Origin of the sequence: Sphingobium sp. (genome assembly GCF_032153725.1) — a bacterium.
Taxonomy (GTDB): domain Bacteria; phylum Pseudomonadota; class Alphaproteobacteria; order Sphingomonadales; family Sphingomonadaceae; genus Sphingobium.
In genome coordinates this window covers 26,349-40,545 of sequence record NZ_JALDYQ010000011.1, presented here as the reverse complement: position 1 = coordinate 40,545, position 14,197 = coordinate 26,349, and the positions used below count along the sequence as shown (strand labels likewise).

At 64.0% G+C, this 14,197-nt stretch carries 15 protein-coding genes; 7 read left to right on the top strand and 8 right to left on the bottom strand.

The window, feature by feature from the left end:
- Window positions 1–107: 107 nt before the first annotated feature.
- Window positions 108–794 carry a 2,3-diphosphoglycerate-dependent phosphoglycerate mutase gene (gene gpmA, locus RUH75_RS05740; protein ID WP_313803070.1) on the bottom strand — a complete coding sequence of 229 codons (687 nt, stop codon included), beginning with the start codon at window positions 792–794 and terminating at the stop codon, window positions 108–110.
- A gap of 156 nt (window positions 795–950) precedes the next feature.
- On the opposite strand from gpmA, the gene sppA reads away from it, so the two are divergent.
- On the top strand, window positions 951–2,852 hold the full coding sequence (gene sppA, locus RUH75_RS05735; RefSeq protein WP_313803068.1) for a signal peptide peptidase SppA: 1,902 nt from the start codon (window positions 951–953) through the stop codon (window positions 2,850–2,852).
- A gap of 216 nt (window positions 2,853–3,068) precedes the next feature.
- Here the strand turns inward: sppA and RUH75_RS05730 are convergent, their stop codons facing one another.
- The 4 genes from RUH75_RS05730 to RUH75_RS05715 form a co-directional block, all read right to left on the bottom strand.
- A complete protein-coding gene (locus RUH75_RS05730) occupies window positions 3,069–3,716 on the bottom strand; it encodes a trimeric intracellular cation channel family protein (protein WP_313803067.1) in 648 nt (215 codons plus the stop codon).
- Window positions 3,717–3,733: 17 nt separating this feature from the next.
- Window positions 3,734–4,279, bottom strand: a complete 546-nt coding sequence (locus RUH75_RS05725; RefSeq protein ID WP_313803066.1) for a glutathione peroxidase — start codon at window positions 4,277–4,279, stop codon at window positions 3,734–3,736.
- A gap of 38 nt (window positions 4,280–4,317) precedes the next feature.
- On the bottom strand, window positions 4,318–5,043 hold the full coding sequence (locus RUH75_RS05720) for a VIT family protein (protein ID WP_313803064.1): 726 nt from the start codon (window positions 5,041–5,043) through the stop codon (window positions 4,318–4,320).
- 150 nt (window positions 5,044–5,193) lie between these two features.
- Entirely contained in the window at window positions 5,194–6,984 is a 1,791-nt protein-coding gene (locus tag RUH75_RS05715; RefSeq protein ID WP_313803062.1) for an ABC-F family ATP-binding cassette domain-containing protein, read from the bottom strand.
- 140 nt (window positions 6,985–7,124) lie between these two features.
- Between RUH75_RS05715 and RUH75_RS05710 the strand changes: the two genes are divergently transcribed.
- From RUH75_RS05710 to RUH75_RS05690, 5 genes are all read left to right on the top strand, one after another.
- A complete protein-coding gene (locus RUH75_RS05710) occupies window positions 7,125–7,853 on the top strand; it encodes an SIMPL domain-containing protein (protein WP_313803060.1) in 729 nt (242 codons plus the stop codon).
- A gap of 226 nt (window positions 7,854–8,079) precedes the next feature.
- Window positions 8,080–8,418 carry a hypothetical protein gene (locus RUH75_RS05705; protein WP_313803143.1) on the top strand — a complete coding sequence of 113 codons (339 nt, stop codon included), beginning with the start codon at window positions 8,080–8,082 and terminating at the stop codon, window positions 8,416–8,418.
- 36 nt (window positions 8,419–8,454) lie between these two features.
- Entirely contained in the window at window positions 8,455–9,120 is a 666-nt protein-coding gene (locus RUH75_RS05700; RefSeq protein ID WP_044662519.1) for a response regulator transcription factor, read from the top strand.
- 84 nt (window positions 9,121–9,204) lie between these two features.
- Window positions 9,205–10,509 (top strand): HAMP domain-containing sensor histidine kinase, encoded by a 1,305-nt coding sequence (locus RUH75_RS05695; protein WP_313803141.1) that lies wholly within the window; start codon window positions 9,205–9,207, stop codon window positions 10,507–10,509.
- Entirely contained in the window at window positions 10,506–10,856 is a 351-nt protein-coding gene (locus tag RUH75_RS05690; RefSeq protein ID WP_313803139.1) for a YbaN family protein, read from the top strand. The genes RUH75_RS05695 and RUH75_RS05690 overlap by 4 nt, the downstream gene beginning before the upstream one ends.
- 98 nt (window positions 10,857–10,954) lie before the next feature.
- Here RUH75_RS05690 and RUH75_RS05685 read toward each other — a convergent pair whose 3' ends face one another.
- Entirely contained in the window at window positions 10,955–12,178 is a 1,224-nt protein-coding gene (locus RUH75_RS05685; RefSeq protein WP_313803054.1) for a polyhydroxyalkanoate depolymerase, read from the bottom strand.
- 125 nt (window positions 12,179–12,303) lie between these two features.
- Here RUH75_RS05685 and RUH75_RS05680 point away from each other — a divergent pair, with 125 nt between their 5' ends.
- Window positions 12,304–12,960, top strand: a complete 657-nt coding sequence (locus tag RUH75_RS05680; protein ID WP_313803052.1) for a glutathione S-transferase — start codon at window positions 12,304–12,306, stop codon at window positions 12,958–12,960.
- Window positions 12,961–13,073: 113 nt separating this feature from the next.
- On the opposite strand, the gene RUH75_RS05675 is transcribed toward RUH75_RS05680, so the two are convergent.
- On the bottom strand, window positions 13,074–13,775 hold the full coding sequence (locus RUH75_RS05675; protein ID WP_313803050.1) for a glutamine amidotransferase: 702 nt from the start codon (window positions 13,773–13,775) through the stop codon (window positions 13,074–13,076).
- Window positions 13,776–13,847: 72 nt separating this feature from the next.
- Window positions 13,848–14,102, bottom strand: a complete 255-nt coding sequence (locus RUH75_RS05670; protein ID WP_313803048.1) for a CBU_0592 family membrane protein — start codon at window positions 14,100–14,102, stop codon at window positions 13,848–13,850.
- Window positions 14,103–14,197 lie beyond the last annotated feature (95 nt).

Below are 14,197 nucleotides of genomic sequence, written 5' to 3'. Positions count from 1 at the left end.
GATGCCACCCGAAAGGGTGCGGAAAGCAAAGCCCCTTAGCGGGAGGACCGATGGGGGGCAAGCCCGTCGTAAAGCGTGCTCCCGCCTTCGCAGGAGCACGCCGAAAATCAACGTTCCGACAGGTAGTAGCGGTCCTTCGCCGTCAGGTCGTCGCCAAGGTCATAGACGATCGGCTGGCCGGTCGGGATTTCCAGTTCGGTGATCTCGTCATCGGGGATGTTCGAGAGGTGCTTCACCAGCGCGCGGAGCGAGTTGCCGTGGGCGGAGATGAGGACGCGCTTGCCCGCCTTCAGGTCGGGGGCGATGCGGGCTTCCCAATAGGGCAGCACGCGGGCGATGGTGTCCTTGAGCGACTCCGTCGAGGGGATCGGGATGCCGGCATAGCGGCGGTCCTTCGACAGGTCGAATTCGCTGCCCGCTTCCAGCGGCGGCGGGGGCGTGTCGAAGCTGCGGCGCCAGATCTTCACCTGATCGTCGCCATGCTTTGCCGCCGTCTCCGCCTTGTTGAGCCCGGTGAGGCCGCCATAATGACGCTCGTTAAGGCGCCAGTCCTTTTCGACCGGCAGCCACAGACGCCCCATTTCCTCCAGCGCCAGGTTCAGCGTCTTGATCGCGCGGGTCTGGACAGAGGTGTAGCACTGGTCGAAGTCCAGCCCCTTTTCCGCCATCAGCCTGCCGGCGGCGCGGGCTTCCCCGGCGCCCTTCTCGGTCACGTCCACATCCCACCAGCCGGTGAAGCGGTTTTCCAGATTCCAAGAGGATTGACCGTGGCGGATAAGGACGAGCGTGGGCATGTTAGCGTGTCTCCTGCACGAAAGGCCATGAGTTGCCGCCTCCCATAACGTGGGATTCGTCTGGCGCAAGCTTGCGAAGCCCCCGCCCGCCCCCACATTGCAGTCCGTCCGTCGATGGGTTAGCCCGGACGGCAGTTTAAGGAAGGAACCGGCAGCTTGGCATTTGTGAAGGGCATGTGGCGCATCCTGGTCGCCATCAAGGACGGGCTGGTGCTGCTGTTCCTGCTGGGTTTCTTCGGCCTTCTTTATGCCGCCCTCTCCTGGTCGCCCAAGCCTTCGCAGAGCGTGAGCAGCGGCGCGCTGCTGCTGAAGCTGGACGGCAGCATCGTGGAGCAGCCTGCCGAGGTCGATCCGATGGCGCTGCTGACCGGTTCCGGCGACAAGGCCAGGGAATATGGGCTGGCCGACATCGTCGCCGCGCTGGACGCCGCGAAGGATGACAAAAGGGTCAAGGCGGTCGTGCTGAACCTCGACGGGTTCATGGGCGGCGGCCAAGTGGCGCTGGCGCGGGTCGGCAAGGCGCTGGACGCGGTGCGCGCGGCGAAGAAGCCGGTCTTTGCCTTTGCGACCATCTTTAGCGACGACAGCTATCAGCTGGCCGCCCATGCGAGCGAAAGTTGGGTCGATCCGCTGGGTGGCGTCGCGATCATCGGGCGTGGCCGGTCGGGGCTTTATTATAAGGGCCTGATCGACAAGCTGGGCGTCAACACCCATGTCTATCGCGTCGGCACCTATAAGAGCTTTGTCGAGCCCTTCACGCGGACCGGGCAATCGCCCGAAGCAAAACAGGCCAATCAGGCGCTCGCCAATGCCCTTTGGGAGGATTGGCAGCAGGAAGTCGCCAAGGCGCGGCCGAAGGCGAGGCTGGCGGCCTATGTGCGCGATCCGGCGGCGCTGGCGGAGGCCGCGGGCGGCAATCTGGCCAAGGCGGCGCTGGGCGTGGGCCTGATCGACAGGATTGGCGATGAAGCGGCCTTTGGCGCGCGCGTGGCGGAGGTCGCGGGCGATGCGCCGGACGACAGAGCCGGGGCCTTCGCGACCGTCGACCTGCGAAGCTATATGAAGGCGCACAAGCCCGCCAATGGCGGCGATATCGGCGTATTGACCATTGCCGGCGATATCGTCGATGGCGAGGCGGGTCCGGGAACAGCCGCCGGCGACACGATTTCGGCGCTGTTGCGCAAGGCGCTGGCGGAAAAGGACCTGAAGGCGCTGGTGGTGCGGGTCGATTCGCCGGGCGGTTCGGTGATGGCGTCGGAAAAGATCCGCAGCGCCATCATGGAGGCGAAGTCCGACGGGCTGCCGGTGGTCGTCTCCATGGGCAATGTCGCGGCGAGCGGCGGTTATTGGGTGTCGACGCCTGCCAATGTGATCTTTGCCGAGCCGGACACGATCACCGGCTCGATCGGCGTGTTCGGCATCATCCCGAGCTTCGAGGGGACGCTGGCGAAGATGGGCGTGACCACCGACGGCGTGAAGACGACGCCGCTGTCGGGACAGCCCGACGTGGTTGGCGGCACCACGCCCGAATTCGACAGGATCATGCAGATGGGGGTCGAGGATATTTACGGCCGCTTCGTCGGGCTGGTCGCGCAATCCCGGCGCAGGACGCCGCAGCAGATCGATGCGATCGCGCAGGGCCGCGTGTGGGATGGCGGCACGGCGCGGCAGATCGGGCTGGTGGATCGCTTCGGCGGGCTGGAGGACGCCATATCCGAGGCGGCGAAGCTGGCGAAGATCGATCCGGCCAGGGCCAGGCCCTATCGGATCGCGAAGGAGCCGGACAGGTTCGCGCAGTTCGTCCAGTCGATCGTCGATCGAGAGGATGAAGATGATGCGGGGGCGCCAGATAGTTCGATGGGGCGTGACCTGCTCGGACGGCAGGCGATGGTGCAGCGGAACTGGGCGTTGCAGGCGGTTGCCGATGTGCGAGCGCTGGTCAGCGGCGCGGGCGTTCGGGCGGATTGCCTGGAGTGCCGGGGCTATGGCGCGCCACGGGTGGCGAAAGCTGCGGATGAACGCGGGCTGATGGCGCTGCTGCTGGGCTTTTGGCGGTAGTCAATCGTCAGGGAACGACCGCCCCTGGCCATTTGTAGCCATTGAGCGCGCCGTGCTCCTGCGCAGGCAGGAGCCCAGTTCGGATGTTGCCATGACGAAGTGAGGGCGGGACTGGGTTCCTGCCTGCGCAGGAACACGGTGCGTATTAAAGAATGCTCAGCTAAGCCGACCGTCCGCCATCCACCCTCTCCACTCCCCTCTCAAGAAGTCACCGCATCATCGGGTCCCTTCACTCTTCCCCTTGTAATGCGGCAGGCCAAGGCCGCGCCAGATGGCCACGGCACGGAGCATAAACCCGAGCAGCGCGGCGATCAGGCCCGCGGCCGGGACATCCATCCCCCACCAGCGCAGGAAAACGAACAGACCAGATGCCAGCGCCGCCGCCGTGACATAAAGTTCCGGCCGCAGCAGGATCGACGGCTCTCCCGCCAGCAAATCGCGCATGATGCCGCCGACGCAGCCGGTGACGATGCCCATCATCGCGGCCACGAAAGGCGGTATGCCATAGCCCATCGCCTTGGCCGCGCCATAGACCGCGAAGGCGGTCAGGCCCACTGCGTCGAGCCAATCGAGCGCGTGGTCGCTCCACAGGCGGCGCGGGGTGAACCAGACGAGCAGGGCCGCGATCATGCAGGCAATGGCAGGGACGGCGTCATGAACCCAAAAGACCGGCGCACCGATCAGCAGGTCGCGGACCGTGCCGCCCCCCACGCCTGTCACCAATGCGAAGAAGGCGAAGGTAACCAGCGTCTGGCGCAGGCGCGCCGCCGCCAGGGCACCGGACGCAGCAAAGACGAAAGTGCCGACGATGCTCAACGTTTCGAGCACGGGGCCGATATCCGGCATTTGCAGCGTCTGGACCATGGGCGCGGCGGCAGCGCTTATTTCGCCAGTTCGGCCTCGATCGTTGCGATCAGGGCCGCGTCATCCGGCGCGGTCGTCGGCGCGAAGCGGGCAGCGACGGTGCCATCCCTGGCGATCACGAATTTTTCGAAGTTCCAGAGGACTTCCGGTTCGGGATTGGGCGTGATGCCATAGCCCTGGAGCCTTTCGCGGAAAGCCGCTCCGTCACCCTGCGCATCGGGTCGGGCGCCGGTCAGGGCCGCGTAGAGCGGGTGCTTTTCAGGGCCGCTAACGACGATCTTCTCGAACATCGGGAAATCGACGCCGAAATTGGTGGTGCAGAAGGTCGCGATCTCTTCATTGCTGCCCGGTTCCTGCGCGCCGAAGTCATTGGCGGGAAAGCCGGCGACGACCAGGCCCCGATCCCTGTAATCGCCATAGAGCTTTTCAAGGCCCTCATATTGCGGGGTCAGGCCGCATTTGGAGGCGACATTGACGGCCAGAACCACCTTGCCCGCGTAATCCGCCAGGCTGGCGTCGTCGCCCTTGATGGTCTTGAGGGGGATTTGCTGGATATCGGTCATCATCTTGTCTCCTTGGGAATTGCGGGGGATCCTTGCCATCATATGGCAGCGCCGAAAAGCTTGCCCACGCCGGAAGTTGCCAGCATCGCGAACACGCCCCAGAAGACGACGCGGACGACGGCGCGGGCGACCCCGCCGCCACCAAGCCGCGCGCCGATATAGCCCAGCACGGCAAGGCACAGCAGGGACGTGACCGCAACGGCCACGATGGCATGGGAGGGGCTGGCGGCTGCGGCCAATACAGGCGCGACGGCTCCGGCGGAGAAGGTCGCGGCAGAGGTCAGCGCGGCCTGAATCGGGCGCGCGGTGCTGACTTCCGAGATACCGAGTTCATCGCGCGCATGGGCGGCAAGCGCGTCGACATTCATCAACTGCGTCGCCACCTGACCGGCCAGATCCCGCGTCAGGCCGCGATGGACATAGATGTCGCGCAATTCCTCCCACTCCACATGGGGTTGTTGGGCCAGCGCCTTCCTTTCCTTGGCCAGATCGGCGCGTTCGGTGTCGGATTGGGCACTGACGGAGACATATTCGCCCGCCGCCATCGACATGGCGCCCGCGACCAGCGCGGCTATGCCGGAAAGAAGAATGGTTTCGGGTGCCGCGCCGGAAGCCGCAATGCCGGTGAGCAGGCTGGCGGTCGATACGATGCCGTCATTCGCACCCAGAACGGCGGCGCGGAGCCAGCCGACGCGGTTGACATAGTGGACGGCGTGATGGCCGTCGATCAGGTCTTCATCCTGTATCGCAGTGGACTGTTCCATGCGCCTTTTCCCTGTTTTTACGTGCATGGCTATCAGATGAGGGGATCGGCGCAAGCGCTTCCTGGATCGATTTCGAGCCAGATGGAAACGCCAGTTCGGCGAAGCCAATCATCCGGCGGCCCGGAAATCACGGAAAACCAAAGAATGATTCTAGGCGCCCAGACCCTCTGCCTTTTCCGCCAGTTCCAGCCAGCGTTCCTCCGCAGCATCCTTTTCGGCGCGGGCCTTTTCGATCGCCCGGGTGAGCGTGTCGAATTTCTTCGGATCGCGGCTGTAGAGATTGGGGTCGGCCAGCGCCTCTTCGTCGCGGGCGATGGCGGCTTCGATCTCCTCGATTCGCTTGGGGATCAGGTCGAAATCGCGCTGGTCCTTATAGCTCAATTTGGTGGCGGCGGTTTTCTGCGCGGGTGGCGCGGCGGTTTTCTTCTCGACCCTGGGGGCGTTTTTCGGCTGGCGCTTGGCGACCCAGTCGGCATAGCCGCCGACGATCACGTCGATCGTGCCGGAGCCATCGAGGCCCAGCGTCACCGTCACCGTGCGGTCGAGGAAGTCGCGGTCGTGGCTGACGATCAGGACCGTGCCTTCATAATCCGCGATCACTTCCTGAAGCAGGTCGAGCGTTTCGAGATCAAGGTCGTTGGTCGGCTCGTCCAGCACCAGAAGGTTCGATTCGCGGGCGAACTCGCGGGCGAAGAGCAGGCGCGAGCGCTCACCGCCCGAGAGGGTGCCGACGCGGGCCTCGGCCAACGAGGGATCGAAGAGGAACTCTTTCAGATAGCCGTGGACATGCTTGCGTGACCCGCGCACGTCGATCCAGTCGCCGCCTTCGGCCAGCACGTCACGGACACGCTTGTCCGGCTGCATCAGGCTGCGCTGCTGGTCGATGAAGATCATGTCGAGCGATTTCGCCTGCTTCACCTCGCCGGCATCGGGTGCAAGCTCGCCGGTCAGGAGCTTCAGCAGCGTGGTCTTGCCCGCGCCATTGCCGCCGACGATGCCGATGCGGTCGCCGCGCTGGATGCGCAGGGAGAAGTCCTTGATGATGGCGCGCTGATTCTCTCCGGCCCCGAACTGCTTGGTGACATGCTGGGCGGTGATGACGCTTTTCGTCTTGTTGTCGTCGCTGGCGACGGCGATCTTGGCGACGCCCTGCGGCCCGACCATGGCGGCGCGCTGGGCGCGCATTTCCCACAATTTCGCGAGGCGGCCCTGATTGCGCTTGCGCCGGGCGGTGACGCCGCGTTCCAGCCAGTGCGCCTCGATCTTGAGCTTGGCGTCCAGCTTCTCGGCGGCGCGGGCTTCCTCGGCATAGACGGCCTCCATCCAATCCTCGAACCCGCCGAAGCCGATCTCGTTGCGGCGGATGCCGCCCCGGTCGAGCCACAGGGTCTGGCGGGTCAGCCGGGTCAGGAAAGCGCGGTCGTGGCTGATGACGATGAAGGCGCCATTATAACGGCTGAGCCAACCCTCCAGCCAGTCGATCGCGTCGATGTCGAGATGGTTGGTCGGCTCGTCCAGCAACAGCAGATCGGGTTCGCTTGCCAGCGCGCGGGCGATAGCGGCGCGGCGGCGTTCGCCTCCCGATGCGGTGGCGGCTTCGCGGTTGAGGTCGGTGCCAAGCTGGCTGGCGATGGCGTCGACCTCATGCGCGGGCGGCGCGAACTGGCCCGCCAGCGCGAAATCGCGCAGCGTGGCGAAGCCGCTGACGTCGGGGTCCTGCTCCAGCATGATGACGCGCGCGCCGGGGCGAGCCGAGCGGGTGCCCTCGTCCGGTTCGATCTGGCCGGCGATCAGTTTCAGCAGCGTGGTCTTGCCCGCGCCGTTGCGGCCGATCAGTGCCAGCCGGTCGCGTTCCCCGACGAAGATGTCGAGATTGCGGAAAAGCCAATGGGTGCCCTGCGAAAGGCCGAGATTTTCGAAGGAGAGAATGGGAGCCGCCATGGCCGTGCAGCTAGGATGTTGTGACCGCCGGGGCAAGAGGGGGGGAACCAGAAGCTGACGATAAGCTTTCAACGCATGTCAGCGTCCGTTCATCGCAAACGTCACAATAGACGCGTATCGCTTTTTGAGGAGAAAGCCCTGTGAAATCAATGATTGCTCTGGCCGCGCTTGGCGCCGCCCTGCCCGTCGCTGCCATGGCGCAAACCAGCGTCACCATCGCGGAAACCGCGCCGGTCGTGACGCTGAACGTTACGGAAACCGTGGAAGCCGCGCCCGACATGGCGACAGTGGGCACCGGGGTTCAGACCCGCGCGCAGACCGCCACGCAGGCGATGCGCGACAATGCGGTGCAGATGGACAGGCTGATCGCGGCGCTGGTGAAGGCGGGAATCCCGAAAAAGGATATCCAGACCAGCGGCATCAATCTGTCGGCGCAATATGATTACAGCAATCGCGACGGGCAGCCTTCGGGGCCGCGCTTCATTGGTTATGAGGCGTCGAACCAGCTTTCGGTGAAGCTGCGGGACATCAGGAAGGTCGGGACGCTGCTCGATGCCATGGTCGAGGCTGGCGCGACCAATGTGAACGGCCCGAGCTTCTCGATCAGCGATCCCGCGCCGATGCTGGCGCAGGCTCGGGCGGCGGCGCTGAAGAGCGCCAGGGCGCAGGCGGATTTCTATGCGCAGGCGGCAGGCTATCGGTCGGCGCGGCTGGTTTCACTGTCGGAGAGCAATAGCGGTGGCCAGCCGCCCATGCCAATGATGGTGACGGCGCGGTTCAAGGCGGATGCCGCGCCCGCTACGCCGGTGGAGCCCGGGCAGGTCGGGTCTTCGGTGACGCTGACAGTGCAGTACGCGCTGGAGAAATAAGGTGGGGTAGCGGTGGGGTTTGGTCAATTGTAATCATTGAGTGCGACGTGCTCCTGCGCAGGCAGGAGCCCAGTTCAGATGTTGCCATGACAAAGTGAGGGCGGGACTGGGTTCTCACGAGCCACTCGTCTCGTTCGAATGCCTGCGCAGGAACACGATGCGCTTCAACAGGATGCGTAAAGTAAGCAGCCACAATCCCCCCTCCCCGCCATTCACCACCTGTTCAATGGTTCGCGGCTATGCCAAGGTCATGGAAATGAAGCGGTTCAGATTGATAGCGGCCCTTGGCGCCATGGCGGCACTTTCCGTTACGAATCCCGCCGCTTATGCCAGCAGCCAGCGGGACGAGCAGGATGCCGCCCGCCGCGCCATGCTGGACGGGCAGGTCATGCCCTTTTCCGTCATCAAGCGCCGGGTCGATGCCGCGATGGGCGGCGCGACCTATCTGGGTAGCGAATTCAACCCCTCCTCCAACCGGTATCGCCTGAAATATGTGAAGGACGGCAAGGTGGTATGGGTTGATGCGGACGGTCGCACGGGCGATATAATCGGCTGGGCGCGCTGAGCGCGCTTACAGGCATAACAACAGAAACGGGGCCATATGCGTCTGCTGATCGTCGAAGATGAACCTAGCCTCGGGCAACAGCTCCGCAACACGCTGGAAGGCGCGGGCTATGCCGTGGACCTTGCCGATGATGGCGAGGACGGGCATTTTCTGGGCGCGACCGAAAGCTATGATGCGGTGGTGCTGGACCTGGGCCTGCCGACCATCGATGGCCTGACCGTGCTGGACCGCTGGCGCAAGGAAGGGCGCAGCTTTCCGGTGCTGGTGCTGACCGCGCGCGACAGCTGGTCGGACAAGGTGGCCGGGCTGGACGCGGGCGCCGACGACTATCTTGCCAAGCCGTTCCAGAGCGAGGAACTGATCGCCCGCCTGCGCGCGCTGATCCGCCGCGCGTCGGGCAATGCGTCGAGCGAACTGACCGCCGGCGATGTGCGGCTGGACACGCGGTCGGGCAAGGTGACGCTGAAGGGCGAGCCGGTGAAGCTGACCGCGCAGGAATATAAGCTGCTGTCCTACCTGCTCCATCACAAGGGCAAGGTGGTGAGCCGCACCGAGTTGATCGAACATATTTACGATCAGGATTTCGACCGCGATTCCAACACGATCGAAGTGTTCGTGACGCGCATCCGCAAGAAGCTGGGCGCCGACGTCATCACAACGATTCGCGGTCTGGGCTACAGCCTCGACGAACCGGGGCGGTAAGCGGGGCCGAGGTTCCGGCGCCCCGCGATGACCGATCCCTACCCCTCCTCGCAGGTCCGCTCCACCGGATCGCTGAGCCGCCGCATGATCGGCATTGCGGCGCTGTGGATCAGCCTGCTGCTGCTGGGCGGCGGGCTGGCGCTGGATCGCGTGCTGTCCGACGCGATCACGCGCAATTTCGACGATGGGATGAACTATGTCCTGACCGCCATGATCGCATCGGCGGAAATCGGCCCCGATGGCGAGGTGCTGTTCAACCGCGAGCCTGCCGACCAGCGCTTTCTGGAACCCAATAGCGGCATTTATTACCAGATCAGCGGCAAGGGGCATGAGGATTGGCGGTCCCGCTCGCTGTGGGACCGGGCGTTGCAGGTCAAGCCGGACCATCATGACGATGCCCCGCATATCTACGACAGCAAGCAGTTTCCCGGCGAAGACCTGCGCATATTGGAGCGCAGCATCATCCTGCCCGGATCCGACACGCGCTGGATGTTCATGGTGGCGCAGGCGCGCGCGGGACTGGACGCGCAGATCAAGGCGCTGCGGTCGACGCTGTTCGAGAGCTTCGCGATGCTGGCGTTGGGGCTGATCGTGCTGACGACCCTGCAAACCCTTTACGGATTGCGGCCGCTGCGCAAGGTGCGGCAGGAAATCGTACGGATGCGCGGCGGCGAGAAGAATCGCGTGACCGAGCCGATGCCATCCGAAGTGCTGCCCATGGTCGAGGAGCTGAACGCCCTGCTCGCCCATAATGAGCGGCAGGCGGAAGAAGCGCGGACCCATGCCGGCAATCTCGCCCATGCGCTCAAGACGCCGCTGACCGTGATCATGAACGCCGCGACTGCCCAGGCGCCGGACCTTGGCGACACGGTGATCCGAGAGGCGACGACGATGCGGCGGCAGGTCGACCATCATCTGGCGCGCGCGCGGGCGGTCGGACGGCGGGGCGCGGCGCAGAGCCGGGCGGAGGTCTGGCACAGCCTTGACGCGGTCGAGCGGGCGGTGCAGCGGCTCTATCCCGAGGTGCGGATCGACATGGACGGGGATAAGGAAGCCGCCGTGCGGGTCGAGCGGCAGGACCTTGATGAAATGCTGGGCAATCTGGTCGAGAACGCGGCGAAATATGGTGGCGGCAGCGTCTTCGCGACGGTTGGGCGCAAAGGCGCGATGATCGAGATACTGGTCGAGGATGACGGCATGGGCATTCCGGCAGCGGAACGCACGCGGATATTCGATCGGGGCGTGCGGCTGGATTCAGGGAAGCCGGGAACGGGGCTTGGCCTTGCCATCGTGCGCGACGTCGCGGAAATCTATGGCGGGTCCGTCGCCATGGAGGAAAGCGAGGATTTGGGTGGGTTGATGGTGCGGCTGCGGCTGCCGACGGCCTGATGCGGCATTTCTATCTTGTCGGCGGCTTTTTCTCGCTCGGACTGGGCGCGATCGGGGCTTTCCTGCCGTTGCTGCCGACCGTGCCGTTCATGATATTGGCGGCCTTCTGCTTTGCACGGTCGAGTCCGGCGTTGGAGGCTCGGCTGCTGGAGCATCGGCATTTCGGGCCGCATATCCGGCGCTGGCGGGAAAAAGGCGCGATCAGCCGGCGGGGGAAGAAGGCCGCGCTGGGGGCCTTTGCGTTCAGCGCCGCGATTGCGCTGGCATTTTCGCCATTTCCCTGGTTCCTGATCCCGGTGGCAGCCGCTATTGTTGGCGGGACCTGGATTTGGACGCGGCCGGAATAGCGAAACACCGTGCTCCTGCGAAGGCAGGAGTCCAGTTCAAACGGCGGGACTGGGTTCCTGCCTTCGCAGGAACACGATGATCTCTTTATGGCGCACCCTCAATTCATCGCCAGGATCATGTTCCGTACCTGCGGATAGACCTGTTTTTCCCATTTGCTGCCGGAAAACACGCCATAATGGCCGACGCCGGGCTGAAGATGATGTCGCTTCAGATGCGGACGAAGGCCGGTGCAGAGCGCATGGGCGGCAGCCGTCTGGCCCACGGCGCAAACATCGTCCTTTTCCCCTTCCACCGTCAGCAGGGCGGTTTTGTGGATCGCGCCTGGATTGACCCTGCGCCCGCGATAGGTGAGTTCGCCCTTGGCCAGCAAGGTCCGCTGGAACACCTTGTCCACCGTTTCCAGGTAAAATTCCGCCGTCATGTCGAGTACGGCGAAATATTCCTCGTAGAAGGTCTTGATCCGGTCCGCCTCGACCTGCTTGCCGTCGGCCAGCAGCTGATAAAGCTCGCGATGCGCGGCGCCGTGCCGATCCATGTTCATCGACATGAAGGCGGAAAGCTGAAGGAACCCCGGATAGACGCGCCGCCCGCGCCCCGCATAGCGCATCGGCACCAGGCTGATCAGATTTTCCTCGAACCATTCGATCGAACGGTCATTGGCGAGTTCGTTGACCACGGTGGGCGCCGCGCGCGTGTCGATCGGTCCGCCCATCAGCGTCATGGAACGCGGCGTTGCCGGGTCCTTGTCCTCCGACATGATCGCCACGGCCGCCATGGCCGGAACGCAGGGCTGGCACACCGACACGATGTGCGATCCCGGGCCCAGTTCCTGCATGAAGGTCATGATATAGTCGACATAGTCATCGAAACCGAAGCGCCCGGCGCTCAAGGGCACCTCACGTGCGCTTCTCCAGTCCGTGATATAGACGTCATGGTCGCGCAACATGGTCTGGACGGTATTGCGCAGCAAGGTCGCGAAATGGCCCGACATGGGCGCGACGATCAGCACCTTGGGCTGGGCGGTTTCGATATCGTCCTTGGCGAAATGCAACAGACTGCCGAACGGCAGATCCAGCGCCACTTCCTCGCGAACGCGAACCACGGCGTTGCCGCTGTGCACCTCCCCAATGCCATAGGCGGGGCGGTGATGCGTCAACCGGGCGCCCTGGAACACGTCCATCAGGGCAAATATGCGGCGGGACATGGCCCAGTCCCCAACCGGCCCCAGCCTGTCCTTGAAGGCAAGAGCGATTTGCGCGCCGAATCGCGCGGGGGCCATCATATCATTCCAGGCCTGATAGCCACTATATAGCATCATCATCTGACTCAAACGCGTCCCAAACCCAATTCGCACCGATTCGGCGCTTTGTACGATCGTTATACAGCTTTTCCATATTGCACCGCATCATGATTGATGGAAACATAAGCACAAGCGAGAGGATTGCCATGGCCGACGCTGAATTGACCATTTCCAGCAAGACATATTCATCCTGGTCCCTGCGGGGATGGCTGCTATGCCGCCTGGCGGGCCTGAAGGTCGCGGAGAAGACGATCGCGCTGAACGATCCGGAAAATCGGGCGGAATTGCTGCTATTATCGCCTTCGGTGCTGGTGCCGCGGCTCACCCATGAGGGGGCCAGCGTGTGGGATACGCTCGCAATCGCGGAATATCTGCATGAGCTCTATCCCCATGCCGGGCTGTATCCGGAGGATCGCATCGTCCGGGCGCATTGCCGGTCGGTTTCCGGCGAAATCCATTCGGGCTTCATCAATCTGCGATCCGCCCTGCCCATGAACCTGAAGGTCAGGCACGAAAAATTCCCCGTCTTTTCGGGGGCGAAGCAGGATATCGAGCGGGTCGAGGAAATCTGGACCGAATGCCTCAACGCCTATGGCGGACCCTGGCTGTTCGGGGAAAAGCCGACCGTCGCGGATGCGATGTTTGCGCCGGTGGCTCAACGTTTCCTGACCTATGCGGTGGCGCTCTCGGCAAAATCGGCCGCTTATTGCAACTGGAGCAATGATTGGGACCTGATGCGCGAGTGGATCGACGCCGCGCGCGGGGAAAAGGATGAGGTCGAGGAACTGGAGGTCGAGTTTTAGAGCGCGCTGCGTTTAATCGGACGCAGGACGCGTGCTCTAGTTCTTTGTTATCGCATCGTTTTAAGCGCAAAACCGGTTCCCACTTTGGCACACGATGCTCTGGGGCGCAGGCCCTAAGCCTCCAGTCCGCTGAGCCATTCCCCGATCATCGCGCGTCCGGCAGCGACGGCGCCGGGGCCGTGATCGGCATGATCCTGCCGCAGCGCGATGCCGCATTGCCGGGCAATATCGAGATCAGCCCAGAAATGGGTCAGCCAATCCTCGAAACGGGGGTCCTCGCCCATTTCCGCGTGGAATTGCAGGGCGAGGAGATTGCGACCACGGCGGAAGGCCTGATGGGCATAACTTGTCGTCGAAGCGAGCAGGTCGACGCCAACGGGCAGATCGAATGTGTCGCTGTGCCAGTGCAGGACCGGCACCCCGTCAAGATGACGCAGCGGCGAGTCGGCCCCTGCCCCGTTCAGCATGACCGGCTGGAAACCCAGTTCCATGCTGCCGCCGGGATAGACGCGGGCGCCAAGGGCCGCGGCAATCATCTGGCTGCCCAGGCACACGCCGAGCGTCGGCAGGTCCTGCTCCAGCCGGGCGGCGAGCTTTTCGATCTGGTGCGGAATCCAGGAATGGATGTCATGCTCATAGACGCCCATCGGGCCACCCATCATGATCAGCAGATCGGGCGTACAGAGGTCGGCGTCGAGGAAATCGGGGCTGGCGACGTCGATCCGCTCAATCTCATAGCCTGCAGCCTCGATCGGCCGGAGAAAACCCGCCGCTCCTTCGCGCGGCACATGACGGACGATCAGCGCTTTTTTCATTGCTGGAGCGATGGGTAACCAATTGCGCGCGAAGCCGCTACCCCAGCCTTTCTTGATCGCGCGAAATAACTGCTATTGCCGGGTCCGCTTCGATCGGGCGATGCGGATGAGCGCGATCGCGCCGATGGCGAGCCAGATGATGTTGAGCGCCATCGAGGGGATGGCGCCGTGCCACCAGGTGTTGAGGATGAACAGCGCGGAGCCGAGCGCGTTCATCCATTGGAAGAGCGCCGACCTGCCCGAGACGCGGCCGGTGGAGACGAGCAGATAGGCGCCGAGGACCAGCAGCGCGCCGAGCCAGCCGGCGAGTTCGACGAATATGGTCATGATGCTCCCCCTTAAATAGCTTCCCATGCCGGGGAGGCGTGGAAAAGGGCCGCCTCCTCCGGGGAGACGGCCCTTTCTTTAACCCAACGCGTCAG